We start from the raw sequence: 18374 nt of genomic DNA on the forward strand, positions 1-18374 counted from the left end.
GGATTTTTCCTATGAACGCTACTATCACGTGTATATTTATAAAGCCGAATAAATTGTTTCGGAGCATCTCCATTTAATGGTATATTTTCCACAAAATAATGTTCCTCCTTTAATACTGGTATGTTGTGTTCATTTAACAACAAGCCGGAGCAATGCATGGAACGTTCTTTTCGGAGTTGGCTGAGAGTACTGATCACTTACAATTATATCTGTAGCAAAGATAGGTATTAAATATCAATGCATCTACAATTTCATATCTTGAAGGATTCTTTACTCAAAAATAGTTAGAATAAACTCAGAACATAAACTCAAACCCGTTATTACTCGCGATAGTAACCAATGGCTGTATATTTTCCTTAAACCTTTCTTTCAACGATTCCCTGCTCATAGTATGTAATGAATCCAGATCTGGAATAAAAGTTAAATAATGTTCTAGAAACTTAGAATCATGGCGATTTTCCAGGATGGTTTTTAACCCTCGTTCCTGAATTTCAAAATACGCATCAAAGTATTTATCCATAGGAGGGAGTTTATCACATTTAATGCTATTAAAGCTTTTGTCTGCAGGAATCAGGTTCCAGATCAGGTCATGGGAAACAAAGGCATATGGAATGAAATGTTCTACCGCATAATCGTCGGTTAAGATCTTTCCAGTATAAATGCATAGGATAGGGCCAGTATGTTGTATAACGATATCCCAGAACTCTTTGCGCTGCTTGATTAAACTATTCCGTCTTGGAGGTTTTATGAGCTTATTCGGAATATCCGGCACATTTGGATTATGTTTCTGTAGATAAAGGCTTAAATGCCAATAGCAGAATGCCTTTAAAACCCCGATGTTTTGAATTAAATAAGGAATCCATTCTGGGTTGATTTTTACCTCTTGCTCATTTACCGCATAAAGGCAATTGTTTTGGAAATCCTGAGATAGCTGATAGATTTCTTTTTTGTTTCCTTTAAGGTTAGGGAACCACGGGCTTAAGAACCGGTGTGGAACTTCAGCATCAAAATGGTTCAATATCTTCTTAGTATCAGATGACTGGCTATTTTTTAAAGCTTCCATGATTACAGATTTCTTTTCATCAATGCTCAGATTTTCAATAGCTATGATATGTTTAATAGCTCTTTGGAGTTGATCTTGTTTACCCAGGCTGACATTGAAGTAGTTCACGGTATACCAAGAATTTGCAATCATGCCTGCGAATATATCTTGCTTCCTGAGTTGATAATTTCCTCTTTCCACTTCTTCGATTAAAGAGATGAACCAATAGAATTTATAAGCAGCTGCGGTATTGTTAAAGCAGGAGCTGAGTAGATTATTTTGAGAATCGATAAGTGGGAGAGTGGTAATCATTCTTTACTGATTCTATTAAAACTGCAGAATTCTCTCCATCTATTCTCTAAACAAGAGATTTCAGGTTTTTTTGACGATGTAAGAAGTACTTTGTTATCGTAAGATTTGTATTCGGTATTTTCCAGTCTGGTTGAAATATGGATTATTAGAGATTTTGGCTCAATACCGATTAAATTCAGGTCGAATAATGTATGGATATCGGCCCTGAGCAATAATCCATTCGAAGAATGATTGTCGTTAACACCTCTATACGGCTTAATATGCGCTGCCTCTAAAATATCAAGAATTTCACAACCGGTGATCATACATATGTCGCCATATCTCTTTCGTAAATTGTTCCTGAATTTTTGTTGTCCTCTCCTAGCTTTGATTTGCCTTTTTATTGATTCCCTTTCATCTTTTGAGCCTGGAATGAAAGGCGACTCATGTGAATCTTTTGATTCATCATCTGCGTCACTGGGAAGAAGGACTATTGTTGTCGACTTTCCTTGTAATTGCTTATAAATGGAAGGGAATAATCTGAAAGCATCAATGTCTAACAACTGCATCGACATATTTTGATTGTAACCATTAATATAGTATGGTCTCAGAGATAGGACATTCGTTTTAGCTTTACTTTCAATGAAAGTATTACTGTATAGTGCTGAGTACTTGATCACGGGTATTGTAATCTCAAGAGGTTTTTCAAATTCGTGCCCTCTATTACATCTGAATGTTGGTTTAAGAGTTTTTCTAGTATCAATAGTTGTCGAACCACATATTTTACACTTAGTGATCTTTTTTTTACTTTCTTGACTACTCACTATTTCTATTCGGGCAAAACCAAGGATTTGATGTTTGTCCGTTAATATTGCATAATCATTAGCCTTGATCTGCTTTGAGTTCGCAACTTTATTATCATAATTATATCTCTTTTCAATCTCGTCCTTGTAGCTTTCAATGGTCTGATAAGACTTTTCAGAATCAGTTACAGATTTTAGCACCCAAAGATTTGGTTTTTCTTCTTTGATTTTATTTTTAGACATGAGGCGTGATCCAAGGAAATGATAATATATCTTAAAATTTGTAATTTAACCCTAAAATAAAACTATTTGCACAAATTTCTGAGATTTTATATTTCATCAGTTACTTTGGCGTTGTGATATTAGTATAATCTTATTTCGGATAATGACGGACATTCACTCCAAAGAGACTCGATCTTATAATATGAGCAGAGTCAGAAATAAAGACACTAAACCAGAATTGCTAGTTAGGAAATTCCTCCACGGGGTGGGTTTTAGATACAGACTACATGTCAAAGATTTACCTGGAAAGCCTGATATAGTATTGCCAAAGTACAAGACAGTTATTTTTGTAAATGGTTGTTTTTGGCATGGCCATAAAAATTGTAAATATTCAACAATTCCAAAAACGAGAACAGAGTGGTGGGAAAATAAGATCAACCTAAATATTTTAAACGATACTAAGAATCGAAATAGATTAGTTGATATGGGCTGGAAGGTTATCGATCTCTGGGGATGCGAACTTAAGCCATCTTGTAAAAAGAACACATTAGCCTCTCTGTTATTTACTATCGACGAATCTTTTCAGAAAATGGAATGAAAAAAATCAACATTATCTAGGAAAATAATATTTTATTAATTTTATTTGCAGTCTACATACTAACACTCTCTAATATGATTGACCTTACAGCCCTTTCTGGAACTTCGATTGAAGGTATTTTGAATATCGTTATACAAAATGATTCTGAACGTTATGAGGTCTATGTCCCAAAATCTACTCAACAATACTTTAGTGACAGAATTGCAATAGCTGACGATTATGCTAAAGCAGCTTATTCTGGACATCTTCTCTCCCTTATTTCTGAATCATTTATTTATGAGGAAGCAGTTCCGGCAGCGCATGAAAGTATTCTTTTTGAAATTGAAACAAAAGATACTTCGGGACTCGCCCAAATATTATTTGATTTGACTTTTATTTATGGTATAAATTCTGATTCAGAAATTGAAGATGCAGATGTTGACAATTATGATGAAGATCTCTGGCAATATATCGATGACGTTCAAACCAAGAAAATAATTCCAGTATGCCCTTATTTTATTGAAATTGTAACTGAATTTTCAGAAGAAGAAGAGACGGAGTAATTTTTTATTTGTATTTTTATACTTTTTTAGGTATTAAGCGATAATGATACATTCAGATAAAATTTCAGTTTCAAAAGATCAAGTGTTAATTGGAGCTACCGATTTAAAAGTGGTAGATTTCTTTTGTGGTGCTGGTGGAATGTCTTGTGGCTTTTCACAAGCAGGGGTAAAAGTATTAGCAGGAATTGATATAGAAAAACAATTTGAAGCGACATATTTAGCCAATCATAAAGACGCAAAATTTATAAACGAAAATATTATACAATACCAACCAGAAACTTTAAGAGCAGATCTTAATATAGATAGATATGATGATAATTTAATATTTATAGGTTGCAGTCCTTGTCAATATTGGAGCAAAATAAATAATAATAGACATAAGTCTTCTTATACAAATAATTTACTGTATGATTTTCAGCGATTTATAAAGTATTTTATGCCTGGTCATATTGTAGTGGAGAATGTCCCTGGATTACTTAAGGAAAAGAATAATCATGTCTTGCTTGACTTTTTAGATTTTTTAACATTTAATGGTTATAAGTCTGAATATAAAATAGCAAGAACCGATCACTACGGCGTTCCTCAAAAGCGAAATAGATTTGTATTAATCGCGTCTCGGATTAAGAAGTTTATTTCTTTTCCTGAACCGGAAGTTCGCAAAGATATGACAGTTAGGAATTTTATAGGAAAACATAAAGGGTTTCCTGTACTTCCTGCTGGTAATATGGATCCTAATGATTTTATGAATAGTACGGCTTCTCTTAGTCCCAAGAACCAAGAACGAATTAAAATGACACCTCATGATGGGGGAGATAGGATGGCTTGGAAAGATAATCCTAATTTGCAAATAGCAGCTTATTATGATAAAGATCATTATTACAGGAGTATATATGGAAGATTATGGTGGGATCGACCATCTACAACTATAACTACTCGTTTTATTGCAACATCGTGTGGACGGTTTACCCATCCTGAAGAGGATAGGGGACTGTCATTAAGAGAAGGAGCAACTTTGCAAACTTTTCCAAAGGATTATAAATTTAAGGGAGGTTTAGTCTCAATCTCAAAACAGATTGGCAACGCAGTACCTCCAGAAATGGCTAGAAGAATTGCATTAAGTATTATTAACTAAATACATGGCTAAATTTAAGACACGTGCACGCGCAGTCGATATGTTGGGACGGCAACAAATTGCCGGTATTCCTACAGCTATTAGTGAGCTTTTTAAGAATGCTCATGATGCTTATGCAGATCGTGTAGAGGTGGATTTTTATAGATCTGATCGCCTATTTGTATTGAGAGATGATGGTATTGGGATGACTAAAGAGGATTTTGAAAAACGCTGGCTAACTTTGGGTACTGAGAGTAAGCTAGGAGCGAAATCAGGACTAAAACCTCCATACGTACCGCCGGGGAAAAAATTAAGACCTTCATTGGGTGAGAAGGGGATCGGCCGTCTTGCAATTGCTGCTATTGGGCCACAACTGTTAGTTCTTACACGGGCGAAACGTGAGGGAGGTCTCCATGATTTAGTGATGGCTTATATACACTGGGGGATTTTTGAACAACCGGGAATCGATTTGGAAGATATTGAAATACCCATTAAAACCTTCTCTGAAGGAAAGGTGCCTGATGCGCGTGATCTAAATGAAATGCTAGATGTTTTTAGAAGTAATCTTGATAAATTTAAGAATGAAATAGATGAAAGCGAATTGCTTAGGTTTGAAAGGGATTTTGAAAAAATGTCTATTGATCCATTTGAGATAGATCAGTATCAACCGGATTTAAGTCTTAGTGGTGTGAATACAGGTACCCATTTTATTATAGTACCATCAAATGAAATATTGCAAGCTGACATTGATAATGATTCTGATGATAAGGCATCACCTTTACTGAAGTCATTGTTGGGTTTTACCAATACAATGACTCCAGACCATGAGCCGCCCGCAATTGTTACTGCATTTCGTGATCATAGAGATGAATATATATATGAGGATCTGATAGAAGGAGGAGAATTTTTTACTCCTAGTGAATTTGGAATTGCTGATCATCATATATATGGCAAGTTTGATGAATTTGGGCAGTTTAAGGGGAATGTTTCAATCTTTGGAAAGATATATAATAATCATTCAATTGCTTGGACAGGTGCAAAGGGGAATGCAACTGATTGTGGTCCATTTAAAATTAATTTTGCAGAAGTTCAGGCCCAACAAAGGGAAAGTAAAATCTCTTCTGAAGAATATAGTCGATTAATATCAAAAACTCGAAAAATAGGTGGATTGTATATATATAAAAATGGAATTCGAATCCTACCATATGGAGATACAGATGTTGACTGGCTCGATATTGAAAAGAGAAGAACAAAATCGGCTGGGTACTACCATTTTTCTCATAGGAATATTTTTGGGATAGTTGAAATTGATCAAAATATAAACAATCAGTTGAGTGAAAAGGCTGGTAGAGAAGGGTTTAGGGAGAATAAAGCCTATAGGCAATTTCAGGATATTTTGAGTAAATTTTTTTTACAAATTGCAGCCGATTTTTTTAGAGAAGAAGGCCTGTATGGTGAAGAATATAATAAAGTAAAGAATGAACTAAGCCGGTTGGAACTTGCTCGTAGAGATAGAGAAAAGCAAGTTACTGTTAAAAAGAAAAAACTTATTTTAGATATCGAAAATTTCTTTGTTGATATTGATGAAAATAAAGCTCAAAATGAAGCACTATCATTAGCGGAATCGGTTCAAATAGATCTAATGAGAGCCTCTAAAATTGATGATCAAAAGGAGGCCGCATATCAATTTCTCACAATTGAATCGAGGGCGAGACAATTATTAAGGGAATTAGAAGATAAATATAAAGTAGTTAAGCCGAAAGGCATAGGACTAAATAATAAGCTACTTAGAGATTACCAATCGTATGAAATTGCCTATGAGAAGCTGCAAAAAGATACATTTGGGATTATTCGTGATTTAATCGAAGGTGAAGTTACTGAATTAGCTAACAGAGCTAAACTAGAACTTGATCGAAGAGTGCGGATAGAAATGGAACTTAACTCTTTATCTAATCAAGCTAGAAAAATTGGCAAAGAGGAGAGTTTAGAAACAAATTTGATTATTGAAAAGGTCCACAAGGAAGTAAAGGAAGTTGCGAAGTCTAGTGTTGAAGAGATCGATACTACCATTAGGGAAGTGCTTAGTGACTTTGAAAGAATTGATTTTATTAGCCTAGATGATCTTACATTGGTTAATACAAGGGATGAGTTGGAAGGGAAAATTCTTAATGTTAAGGAACAAAAACAAGAATATTTGCGTTATGTGAGGGCTCAATTAGAAGCAATTAAGCTAGAGGGGGGAGCTGCAAGCCAGATGGACCAAATGGAAGCTCTTGAGCAAAGAAATTTAAATCTTGAAGAACGTGCAGATATGGATTTACAACTCAGTCAGTTAGGGATGGCTATTGAGGTTATTAATCATGAGTTTGATGCAAGTATCCGAGGAATAAGACATGAACTTAGAAGACTTAAAGCATGGGCGGATGTTAATCATAATTTAGGATCCGTTTACAGTAATTTAAGAACAAGTTTTGATCATTTGGATGGTTATTTAACTCTATTTACTCCCCTGCATCGTAGACTCTATAGAAATGAGATAAATATAAGTGGATCAGATATACATACTTATATTTACGATTTGTTTAGGAAAAGATTTGAGAGGCATGAGATAGAATTAATAGCATCAAAAGATTTTCTAAAGAAAAATATAGTTGGATATCCATCGTCATTTTATCCAGTCTTCGTAAATCTAGTCGATAATGCTATTTTTTGGCTCAGAGACAATTCAAATCCAAGAATTATAGAACTTGATGCAAGTGACGGCTCATTTTATATAAGCAATAATGGACCTAGTATTCCTGAGAGAAATTTTGATGCTATTTTTGAACATGGTGTCTCATATAAACCTGGAGGTAGAGGGCTTGGATTATTTATATCAAAAGAAGTTTTGTCAAAAATAGGATATGATCTTGTTCTGGAAAGACCACGGAAAAACATGAATGTGACTTTTGCATTAATCTTAATATAATAAATAATGATAATTAACGCCTTAAATTTTGAGGAAGCCTCAAATAAAATTGTATCTAAATTTTTACATAGTGTTGTGGTTGTGGATGATCGTGCTTCGCTGGATTTACAGACTAAAGATTTAAAACACACGAGTGACACAAGTGAACCCCTTGTAGCCCCAACGAGGCGACAAAGATCTATTAATATAACGCCAGTTGATACTAATAGTGATGAAAATGGAGTGGCTGATAAAGAGGGTTTTATAGATAGTAGTGATTTAGATGCAAAAAAATTGATCGACAAATTTGCTGAAGAAGGATTAGTGTGTGCTGTATTAAAGCCGGTTCATGATGAGGAAGGTTTAAATAGAAAGACTGATCATGCTACTCATAAATCTGATATCGTAATTTTGGATTGGCAAATTGGTGAAAATGAAGAGATCCCTGGGACAATTGCCTTGGCCTTGATAAAAAAGATAATTACTACAGACTCTAGTGATAGATTACGATTAATCGCCATATATACATCTAATCCAGACCTTAGTGATATTGTTGAAAAGGTTAAACAAACTATAAAGATGAACTTTGAAACTCCAAAAGTGGATGGATTTGAAATCTCACGTGGACCAATCAAGGTTGTGATTTATCAGAAATACGGTGGAAGTGGGTCCATAGATCCAAAAAGAGTTGTAAATGAAGGTGAATTGCCAGCTAGGTTAATTGGTGATTTTACTAATCTAACGAAGGGCTTATTATCGAATGTAGCTCTACGATCTTTGGGGATTCTTAGAGAAAACACCCATAGGATTTTGAATAAATTTACTTCTAATTTGGATTCTGCCTATATCGGCCACAGAATATTGAATAATCCTCCAGATGAAGCGGAAAATCATCCCGTGCCACTTCTTGCTTCAGAATTATTGGATGTCTTGGAAGGGGACAGTACGATTAGAGATTTAATATCTATTGATTTTGTCCATAAGTGGCTGGAATATCAAATTTCAGTTGGTTTGAATCTAGATGGAAAGTTTGAAAAACTTAATCATGAGGAAACTCTTGATCTTGTAAAAGTTTTGTTGCAAGATGGCGTTGAAAAAGATTCTACTTTTAATACAGATAAACCATCTTGGAATAGTAAAATAAAAAAATTGAAAGGCGGAAAGGATGCTGATAATTTTTTAACACAGCTTTTTTCTCTCCCAAATGCAACTAATATCCGGGAAAGAAACATGGATTTCGCGATTTTGACAACAGTTAGATCAAAGTATGAATTACCAGCACCATTATTGACTTTAGGTAGTATTGTTGTTCAAGATATCGACGACTCAGATAGAAAATACTTTCTGTGTATTCAACCTCTTTGTGATAGTGTTAGGTTAGTGGGTAATAGGAAATTTTCATTTATTCCGTTGGAAAAATCTATTAAGCCCGATAAGTTTCATATGGTCGTTAAAGATAGAGATGTTTATGTGACTCTTTTGACCGATTTAAAACCTTATAACACTGTAATGTTGGATTTTGATCCTCAGGATAAAGGGGAAATTATTGCAACAAAAGATGAAACCGGTTGGATTTTTAAAAATTCTGATGAATCCCTGAAATTTAGGTGGATAGCTGATCTTAAATTTCCTCATGCACAAAGAATTATAACTCAGTATTCTGAACAATTGGGAAGAGTTGGATTAACTGAATCTGATTGGCTGAGGAGAATGGCTCGATAAAATGAGTCATTATAGGAGGATAATTTGTTATCGCTCATTTGTATTAATATAGGATAGCTAATTCATTGCCTAATATTTTTGGGGATTTTTTATTACTTGTCAGGTGCTTGCTCATCTGAATATAATAATGTTTCGAGAGGAAAGTATAAAAATATGTATAAGGCTTATCACGAGCTGATATAAGACAAGAGAAAACGCAAGTTTATTTCATGATACAACTTACTAATGAAATCGCTGATTTGATCAGAATTCACCTTAATTGATCGTAATTGCCGAAATCTGGATCTGTAGGATCTTGATGAGAAGCAATTTGAAGAGTATCCTGATTGGGAACTGCTTGGAACAATGGCGAGGGATGTGCTTTCTAAAGTTGAGAAGAGTGAGCAAGCTTAGCTTGTTTGAGTACTCATTGATTTGATAGAGGTTTCTGACTAAGTTCTCTCTGCCTGATACCTGAATTTATCTCTAGAGCTATCTTAGTAAGAACAAAACTGCTAGGATTACTCCAATAGTGAATATTAATCCGAATATTCCGGAATAGATATTTATCACATATTTCTTTTGCTGGCTCAGTTTTTTGGAAAGGACTGCTCTGCCTATAAAAAATCCTATTGCAATCAATATGCATAATACAATAAGCAATGAGATGGGGTCGACGTTGACAAACGCGCCTAATGTATAGATCATATATATGCTCCTTAATTAAATGAAGATACAAAATTCTGAAGTATTGCAAATAATTCTGTTCCAGGATTTAGAATGCTAAAAATATTAGTAAATATTTGTTTGTGCTAGAAATATTAGTTTAACTTTGTAGTCACTTAAATTTTAAAACACATGAAGGAGCTGTTGATATATCAATCACATACGACGTTTTACGTCCGAGTGGTGTGCTAATGCATACGGATCATTAATAAACGACCATGACCTCGAAAAAACCGCAACCGGACTGCGTAAGCGTATCCTCCAGTATACCGGAGTTCCAGTTTGTATCGGCATCGGTGCAGCAAAAACTCTGGCGAAAATCGCAAACAAAACTGTAAAGAAACAGTGTCCTCAAACCAGTGTATTTTATATGGATACCCCAGATAAAATCGAAACGTCATAAATAAACAAGCATGAGAATTGTAGATCCGGAATTCCGCCTGAGCATCCATCAACAACAAATTGGGATAAAAAAAATTAATGCCTATGGTAAAAGAAGCTTTATTGCACAAGGTATGGCTTTACACAATAAGCTGAATGGCAATTAGTATACTCCAGAGGAATTTCAAGCGAAGTACGAAAATACAGAGCTGAACAATTATCAAATCAATAGTTTGTTAGAAAATATGGTGCTGCGTGATCCTAAAGGTGGAAATACGGCATACCATAAAGCAATTGAGCAAAAAATAGAGCAATTGCATAAGGAAATCAATGAGCTTAGGAGCAAGGGCGAAGCCTTTTTAAATAAGGTGATTGATTATTATCAACGTAAAAAGTGATCCGTAAAATATTCAGTAGTTGAACCAATTGAAAAAGAATATATATAAGCATTTATATACATTAATATATAGATGTCTTTATATCTATTCGATTGTGCTTCAAAAGAGGGTAAGAACTGCTCAAATTATCCAGATCCTGATGCCATCCTCATACCTTCTTCATACCATGTTCGCAAAAAAGTACTTTAACCCATGTTTGTATGAGGTTTATGCGAAGAAAGTATGAAGATATGCGAAGGAAGTTAAAAAGAAGGGGTTCCCATCCAGGTAACCCCGCCTTCTATTATTATTTATTCACCTATCTGTGTGCCGTATGAGAGCCCACAAATCTTTTTTATCTAGGTAAATACGGAAATGATTCTTTGTATAATCAGAGAGAATTAATAATGGTAAATATATACAACACCCAATTATAAATATGGTGTTATAAATCGAAAAAATTGTGTTTTAATAAAATAAGCTTGCTCAAAAGGAAATCCGAAAAATATTCAAGGGTAATTTTTTTATTAAAACACCATCATTTTATGTTATTGTCCAATTTTTTCTGTTTGCAATCTTATAATTTGCTTTCTGCTAGAACTAGTGGTTCAGTTTTAGTAATTATGCTACGGTTGATATCGAACCGTTTCCATTTTATGTTAAGTTAAGTTTGAGAAGGGACTGATCTGGATAGAAAGGTCCCTTTTTTATTGAGTAAACATTTTTTAAAACACAATTCTATTTGATTAAAACACCATCTTCTAAATAAATAATGGAATATTTTTGAGTCACTCATTCATTGATAGTTTACAAAATAAGTATTGTGCTTAGGCGGCCTACTGGGGAGTTGGCCGCCATTTTTAATTGCTACTACGATTTTTTTAAAACACCAGGAATTTAAATTAATGTTCAATTTTAGGATTGTTCGTCAATCTATTTTTGAACACAAATAGATCGCGAACAAATAAAATGAGGGAACTCAGAATTACCCAAGCCATTACAATATCTTCTACAGATTCAATTTTTCGTTACCTCAACGAGTTAAGTAAAATAAACTTACTGAATAATGAAGAAGAGGTCCATCTGGCTAAGAAAATTAAAGAAGGAGATCTTCAAGCTCTTGAAAAATTGGTGACCAGTAATCTCCGTTTTGTTGTTTCTGTTGCCAAAAAGTATACAGGTAGAGGAGTATCCTTTGCTGATCTAATTTCAGAAGGAAACTTAGGCTTAATCCAAGCAGCCAAACGATTTGATGAAACGAGAGGCTTCAAGTTTATCAGTTTTGCAGTTTGGCATATTCGTCAATCTATTATTATAGCCATTGGAAATCATGAAAGATCTGTTCGTCTACCTATAAACATTGGATCTTATTTATCCATTCTATACAAATGCGGGGCTACTCTTGAACAGCGCTTAGAGAGGATCCCTACAGTAGAAGAACTTGCTATGGAAGCTAAGATGGATATTGATAAAGTCAAATATTGGCTAAAGGTAGGTCAACAAGAACAGCATTTGATGCAAATGGTTAACGAGGAAAGTGGGTTTCGATTAATAGATGCCCTTGAAGATTCTTCAATAATGACGATTCCCGAAATCATCAACGAAAACTCTCTAAAAATGGAGATTGAAAATGTATTGAGTCATTTACCCCATAGAGAGCAAATGGTTTTAAAGCGTCTGTTTGGAGTAAGTTTTGAAACTTCAACTGATATGGAAGCATTAGCTGATGAAATGGGAATCAGCAAAGAACGACTTAGACAACTTCGAGAACGTGCGTTTGAGAAAATTAGAAGTTTGCTTCATGTAGATCGCTTGAAGAGCTATTTATAGAGATAATCCTGGATCGCTAAGACCTGTAAATCACAGTTTCGTTATATAAAAATAAAATTTCTTTTAAAGATTTAGAATATCCAATTTTAATAAATTTTATTAATCAGGTTATTAATTTAAATCCGTAATTAACCTTATAAATCCGCCAGATGAACGTTCGTAAAACACGAACGATCTGGCATCCCTGCTCCGAAGTCGCGGGCTGGAAGCGGATGAAAATTACTATCGTAATTTTCCCCACTAATGACGCTGCAAAGCAGCGAAAAGGCCTGTCGGCACAGAAAGTATCCCTATTTAAATAGTCAACAAGAAAACAATAAATCAAAAAAACTAAATAATAATTTAAGATAAAGTAAATAAGGTTGCTATCGCGGCCATAAGCATATATACTCATTCTTTACGCGTTTTTTAATAAAAAAGCTAAAATAGACAACTTTTTTGGAGGTATCACTTATCTTTAAGATAGCTCGAAATAGCTCCATATTGGCGCTTATAGCGGGTTCAGGTATTTCAATTATATATCCAGATACATGGAAGGGCATTATAATTATTCGTAAACCCAGTCTTTGTTCGTTCATTACACTAAGCCACATCTTACGGTTATTGCTGTCGTAGCTATGCCTTAAAAACCTTTTACAATATAACACAACTGGATCGCTGATGAAAATTAGTGGTCAGCTATTCTATAACTATAAAACCAAATCTCTATGTACACGTAAGATCAATTGCTTTAGCGAAGGGTATTCGCAAGAATTCACCAATTAAATCACTTTTAAACAAATTGTATGCAAACACAGCTTATTAAGTATCCGTTTGGATATGCGACAAATCCTTTTGCAGAGGATATCGAAAAAAAAAATCGGCAACTGGCTGAATGACTACTATGGCTATCTTCCAGAAAAAGCGAAAATGAAATATTTGAAAACAGGAGTAGGACATGCAGCTGGTTGTATGTTTCCTAATGCAGATCAAATGCGATTAAAAGCTGCCTGTAGATTCTTTATGTGGGCTTTTGTTATAGATGATACTTACGAAAGGGGGCCGGAGGATAGGCTCAAAGATATACGTCAAAAAGCTCTGGCTATCTTGCGTGGAGAATTAGCCTATGATGGAGACCCGGAATTGCACCAGGTTCCAAAAATTCGACAAGAGTTGTTGCAATGTTCTAATGATGCCTGGATGAAGAGATTTTGCAATAGCTTAGATGTCTATTTTGATGGGATTATAAGAGAAGTCCCATATCGCGTCAACCTTGAGTTTCCGAATTTCGATGAGTTTTACGAAATACGGGAAAGAGCGGTGAATGTCTATCCACTGGTAGATATTGCGGAGATGATTACTGGAGAAATTTTGCCAGATGATATTATGAACAATCCACAAATCAAAAGAATCTCCCAGCTCACCTGTAGAATACTTGCTTGGGCAAATGACTATTTTTCAGCCCATCTGGAGAAGGGTAAAGATGTTTGGAACATTATACTGATGTTGCAAAATAAACGCCAATATTCGATAGAGGAAGCGTATTTAGAGGCCGTAGCTGTACACGATGCCGACCTTGCGGAATACTGCGAACTCAAAGATAGTCTTCCAGATTTTGGAGGATATCATCAAGCAGTAAATCAGTTTATTGAAAATCTATCATTAATGATTCATGGGTATCTCTTTTGGACCAATACCCGTACTGAAAGATATCATAAAGAAGGCCATCCTTCTAGTGATTTACAGATAGATCAATTATTAATAGGTTAGCAATTAAATTCCTGTAGTGATTGGGGCTTTAGGCGTAATGTAGCGTTTTAATGTACTTGCGAGTACTCTCCAAGTAATTGGTTTTTGGAGCACATCTTTAGCTCCTAATTCTTGCCAAGCCTGGATAGTTGTAGGATCGAATGCGTCTCCAGTCGCGATCATTACAGGAATTTCTTTATAGGTAGGGTCTTTTCTTAGCTGTTTTAAAGTTTCTCTACCATCCATGATCGGCATATTAACGTCCAGGATAATTAAATTCGGTAATGATTCCTTTAGCTTTTCTAATACTTCAACACCGTTTTCCGCAGAACGTACATTACAGCCTTTATCAATAAGTAGTTTTTCAAGTAGAAAGAGGTTTACTTGTTCATCGTCAGCAATGAGAACATTAAAACCGTTCAAAGAAATATTGAGGTTAATTTCTGGTACAATATCCGTCTCGATACCTTCCATTATAGGGAATAGGAGTGAGAATTTAGTGACCCCATTCTTACTCCTTAGCAATACATTACCGTTGAGATCTGTCATTAGTTTTTTAACCACGTAGAGGCCTAAACCTGTACCTTCAGCATGTTGACTATCTTTATTTCTTACAAATGGACTAAACAAGTTCTCTTGTTTTTCTATACTAATGTCTTCGCAACTGTTGCTCACTGCTAAATGACAATTGGTATCTTTTAGAGATAGATGAATATATATGTTGGTGTAAGGATATGCGTATTTGATTGCATTATTTAATAGGTTAGTCAAGGAAACTCTTAAAGCCATTTCGTCCATAACGACTATCGAAAATAACCCATTTTGTATCCGGTATTCTATATTCAGTCCTTTTTTATCAGCTGAAGGAATATGTTGAGCGATAATTTTTCGAATGAGATTATTTATATTAAATGTAGTGAAGGTAGGCTCATATAATTTCCCTGCTTCAATTTCTGAAAATGTGAGTGTATTGTTAATGATGGTTGATGTATTATTAACAGAAGTGGCGATAATATCTATGTACGGTTCAACTTCTAAGAGTGTTGTATTTTTATCAATCATCCCTTTAAGAATATCAACAACTAATGCAATTGGATTTATTTGATTTCTCATTTCATGAGATAATTTAAAAAATACAATTTTGATGATTTCATTGGCTGTATTTAATTGGCGTAAGAGTTTTGCTTGCTTGGTTATATTGGCTTCTTGTCGTTTTTGTAAGGCTAATCTTTCTCGTATATAGTAGACCAATATGATGATGTTAAAGAATAGAAAAACTGCAAGGGCAATCCAACGAATAAAAAACTGATTTGGCCTGCTCAGTTCTACAGGTTGAATCCATCCGTAATAGAGATTTGCTTCTGATGGAATTATACTTATAAGTATAAAAGAACAGCTAATAAGCTGATTTTTTAAATCCGAAAATATGATAAAGGATACACTTATTAAAAATACGTCGATTAATAACAAGTTTATAGTTGCTCCTAAGATTGCTCCGAAACAGAGGGCGCTAATACAGTGTACAATGACAAATGCTAAATTCGCCTCTGTATGTCTTTTTCGGCGATGAAGGAAAATAACACTACAGAATAGTGTTCCTTCAATCATTGCGGGGATTTCGATTGCAAGCAAGCCGGTTTTGTAATAAAAGATATTGCCAATTGTAAAAGCCAGTATGGCTGTTATTAGACAAAGGGAGTTTATAACCTTTATTTGTTTAGCGGCTCCTCTTGGTAAATCGATGGTGCCAGCCAGCGTTATTCGGTCAATAACATCTGTTATTTTGAGTAGTTTCATAGACGCGATTAAAATGAGCAATGGTCTTGGGTTCATTAAAAGTTAGTTCATTTCCCTGGTCTAACTGTTAATAAATTGTTATTGAGATCGTTAAAGAATTGTTAATGCTTCTTTGAAGAAAGAATATAGAGGATGGAGAAAAAATTTGTTTTACCTTTGGACTGACAAAGATCTTTAATTTTCTATAAGGTTCGCTGTAAGTGACGCTAGGTCAGCGTTACAGCCGAAAGATCAACGTTAATCTAAACGTTGATAACCTTGACAACGACAGAAACAATTTGGTAATTATCATCATGTTTACTTAGTTGATTATTAGGATCTTTATACGTAGGCCGGTAGGGGTTTGCTGCCTTCTAAGCAGCAGGTCATTGGTTCGAATCCAATCCGGTTCACAAGACAAAAGCCTTACCCAGTAAGGCTTTTGCTCTCCTCCGTTGTAAAGGTTCTAATAGTTTTTAAGTAAACGTTGATAAAAACGTTAATCTTTAAAAACTATTAAAATGAACTTTTTACCCTCCGGGTGTAGCTACAGTGATTTTAATATTTTCCCATCCAACTGGCATACCGGCAGAGCCTCGCTTAAAAAGAAATGGCGCATAGAATACTGGTTTCACGACCCAAGCGCAAAAGACAGATACCCCAAAGGCTACCCACGCGTACTCAAATCAGGAGTAAACCGAATCACCACCCTAGAAGGGAGGCAGAACTTCATAAGAGAACTATTAGCCAAAGAAAAAGACCAGCTCCATAACCAAGGATTCAACCCAATCCCAAGCAACACACAACAAGAAAAACTCCAACCACAAGAAGCACTCCAACACCAACAACAAGCCTATAAGCAACAGCCTGAAGAACCCAGGCACCAAGAAAAACTCAAACCACAAGAAACACCACAACCAACAGACGAACTGCAAGAAACAGCCGAACTGCAACAAACAAACGAACTGCAACAAACAAACGAACCACAACAACCAGCCGAACAACCCGAAATAGAAGACACACCAGAAAACGGCGGTCTTATAGACCCCAATACCCCCTTCATTGAAGCCCTAATCAAAGGACTCAAAGAAAAACAAATGGACCCAGAATCCAAGAAAGACATCAAAAACAAAATACCCCATTTAAAAAAAGCAGCAGACACACTACAAGTAAACGGCATCCAACTCTCCAAACTACCCATCAGAAAAGTAGAACGCAGACACATACGCCAACTATTCAATAAAATCGGAGAAAACAAAAAAGACAAATGGACCGCCAATAACTATAACCGCTACCGAACAGACCTCAGAATCATCTTCGTAGAACTCAACGAACTCGAAGCCATGGAACACAACCCCATGGACGGCATCAAAAAACGCATCACCACAAAAAACATCAGACAAACCCTCACACCAGAAGAAAGAACCAAAGTAGAAAAACACCTACAAGAAAACTACCCAACATTCAGGAGATTCCTGCACATCTTCTTTCACTCAGGATGCAGAGAAACAGAAATACTCCGCGTAGAACACCAACACGTCAACCTCGAAGAACAAACCTTTAAAGTCCTGGTCAAAAAAGGAAAAGAATACCACTGGGACATAAGAGCCATCAACCAAGACGCCCTACCCCACTGGAAAGAAGTCATAGAAGAAGCACAAGCACTAAAAGACAACAAAAACAAAAAAGAAAAACTCTACCTCTTCTCCGAAGGCCTCCAGCCTATGTACCGAGAAACCCCCATACGCCAAGAACAAATCTCTAGGCGCTGGCACAACCACGTAAAAATCAAATTAGGCATAACCGCCGATTTTTACTCCCTCAAACACCTGCGCACCACAAAAGACGTCAACAAAGAACTCAAAGAAGCCATCAAAGAAGCACAAAGAAAAGCAGCCGAAACCAACGGACACAAAACCAGCACCATGGTACGCACCGTGTACGACACAGCCAACAAACAAAGACTACTAGAACTAGACAAAAAAGCAAACATAACCTTTGCACCAGCACCACAACACTAAACAAAAAAAGGCCACAGGAATTAACCTGTGGCCCCTTAATTAGCCTAAATCGAACAGTAATCGAGAACCAACGGGGCAGTCAGTTCACACCGAAAATAAGCATAAAAACCACCAAAAAAGTTAACTACTTGTTAATCGCATAACCCTTAATCACCTCAGCCAATTGCAGCACCGCATCCACCGTAATATCAATATCCCGAACCTCCGGCTCATAACTCTTCGTCCTCACCGCATCAGGCGAAAGATCCACCTTCTGTTGCGTAGACAAATACGGCACC

General features: G+C 35.6%; 14 protein-coding genes and 1 tRNA gene. 12 read left to right on the top strand and 3 right to left on the bottom strand.

Annotated elements, in window-relative coordinates; all coding sequences use genetic code 11:
* Positions 1–295: 295 nt before the first annotated feature.
* Complete coding sequence (locus VNZ46_RS00930) at positions 296–1354, bottom strand: HNH endonuclease domain-containing protein (protein ID WP_325558183.1); 1059 nt, start codon at positions 1352–1354, stop codon at positions 296–298.
* Positions 1351–2379, bottom strand: a complete 1029-nt coding sequence (locus tag VNZ46_RS00935; protein WP_325558184.1) for an HNH endonuclease signature motif containing protein — start codon at positions 2377–2379, stop codon at positions 1351–1353. Before VNZ46_RS00935 ends, VNZ46_RS00930 begins: the two co-directional genes overlap by 4 nt.
* 142 nt (positions 2380–2521) lie before the next feature.
* On the opposite strand from VNZ46_RS00935, the gene VNZ46_RS00940 reads away from it, so the two are divergent.
* The 10 genes from VNZ46_RS00940 to VNZ46_RS00980 all read left to right on the top strand — a co-directional run bounded on the left by VNZ46_RS00940 (position 2522) and on the right by VNZ46_RS00980 (position 14320).
* On the top strand, positions 2522–2956 hold the full coding sequence (locus VNZ46_RS00940) for a DNA mismatch endonuclease Vsr (RefSeq protein WP_325558185.1): 435 nt from the start codon (positions 2522–2524) through the stop codon (positions 2954–2956).
* 74 nt (positions 2957–3030) lie between these two features.
* On the top strand, positions 3031–3498 hold the full coding sequence (locus VNZ46_RS00945) for a hypothetical protein (RefSeq protein WP_325558187.1): 468 nt from the start codon (positions 3031–3033) through the stop codon (positions 3496–3498).
* Between the two features lie 43 nt (positions 3499–3541).
* Positions 3542–4630, top strand: coding sequence for a DNA cytosine methyltransferase (locus VNZ46_RS00950; RefSeq protein WP_325558188.1), 1089 nt, complete (start codon positions 3542–3544; stop codon positions 4628–4630).
* Between the two features lie 4 nt (positions 4631–4634).
* The gene (locus tag VNZ46_RS00955; protein WP_325558190.1) at positions 4635–7577 is read left to right on the top strand and encodes an ATP-binding protein; all 2943 of its coding nucleotides are present in this window, start codon (positions 4635–4637) and stop codon (positions 7575–7577) included.
* Between the two features lie 6 nt (positions 7578–7583).
* The gene (locus VNZ46_RS00960) at positions 7584–9278 is read left to right on the top strand and encodes a response regulator receiver domain (protein WP_325558191.1); all 1695 of its coding nucleotides are present in this window, start codon (positions 7584–7586) and stop codon (positions 9276–9278) included.
* Between the two features lie 913 nt (positions 9279–10191).
* Positions 10192–10386 carry a hypothetical protein gene (locus VNZ46_RS29370; protein WP_414693447.1) on the top strand — a complete coding sequence of 65 codons (195 nt, stop codon included), beginning with the start codon at positions 10192–10194 and terminating at the stop codon, positions 10384–10386.
* Between the two features lie 10 nt (positions 10387–10396).
* Positions 10397–10531, top strand: coding sequence for a hypothetical protein (locus VNZ46_RS00965; protein ID WP_325558192.1), 135 nt, complete (start codon positions 10397–10399; stop codon positions 10529–10531).
* 66 nt (positions 10532–10597) lie between these two features.
* Positions 10598–10762, top strand: coding sequence for a hypothetical protein (locus VNZ46_RS00970; RefSeq protein WP_325558193.1), 165 nt, complete (start codon positions 10598–10600; stop codon positions 10760–10762).
* Between the two features lie 948 nt (positions 10763–11710).
* A complete protein-coding gene (locus VNZ46_RS00975; protein WP_325558194.1) occupies positions 11711–12571 on the top strand; it encodes an RNA polymerase sigma factor RpoD/SigA in 861 nt (286 codons plus the stop codon).
* Between the two features lie 819 nt (positions 12572–13390).
* Positions 13391–14320: a terpene synthase family protein gene (locus tag VNZ46_RS00980; RefSeq protein ID WP_325558195.1), complete on the top strand. Its 930-nt coding sequence runs from the start codon at positions 13391–13393 to the stop codon at positions 14318–14320.
* 3 nt (positions 14321–14323) lie between these two features.
* Here the strand turns inward: VNZ46_RS00980 and VNZ46_RS00985 are convergent, their stop codons facing one another.
* A complete protein-coding gene (locus tag VNZ46_RS00985; protein ID WP_325558196.1) occupies positions 14324–16096 on the bottom strand; it encodes a hybrid sensor histidine kinase/response regulator in 1773 nt (590 codons plus the stop codon).
* Between the two features lie 330 nt (positions 16097–16426).
* Between VNZ46_RS00985 and VNZ46_RS00990 the strand changes: the two genes are divergently transcribed.
* Positions 16427–16488 (top strand) — tRNA-OTHER (locus VNZ46_RS00990).
* 108 nt (positions 16489–16596) lie between these two features.
* Positions 16597–18096 carry a hypothetical protein gene (locus VNZ46_RS00995; RefSeq protein WP_325558197.1) on the top strand — a complete coding sequence of 500 codons (1500 nt, stop codon included), beginning with the start codon at positions 16597–16599 and terminating at the stop codon, positions 18094–18096.
* The last annotated feature ends 278 nt before the right edge of the window (positions 18097–18374 follow it).

The organism is Pedobacter sp., assembly GCF_035566355.1.
In the GTDB taxonomy this organism is placed as follows: Bacteria; Bacteroidota; Bacteroidia; order Sphingobacteriales; family Sphingobacteriaceae; genus Pedobacter.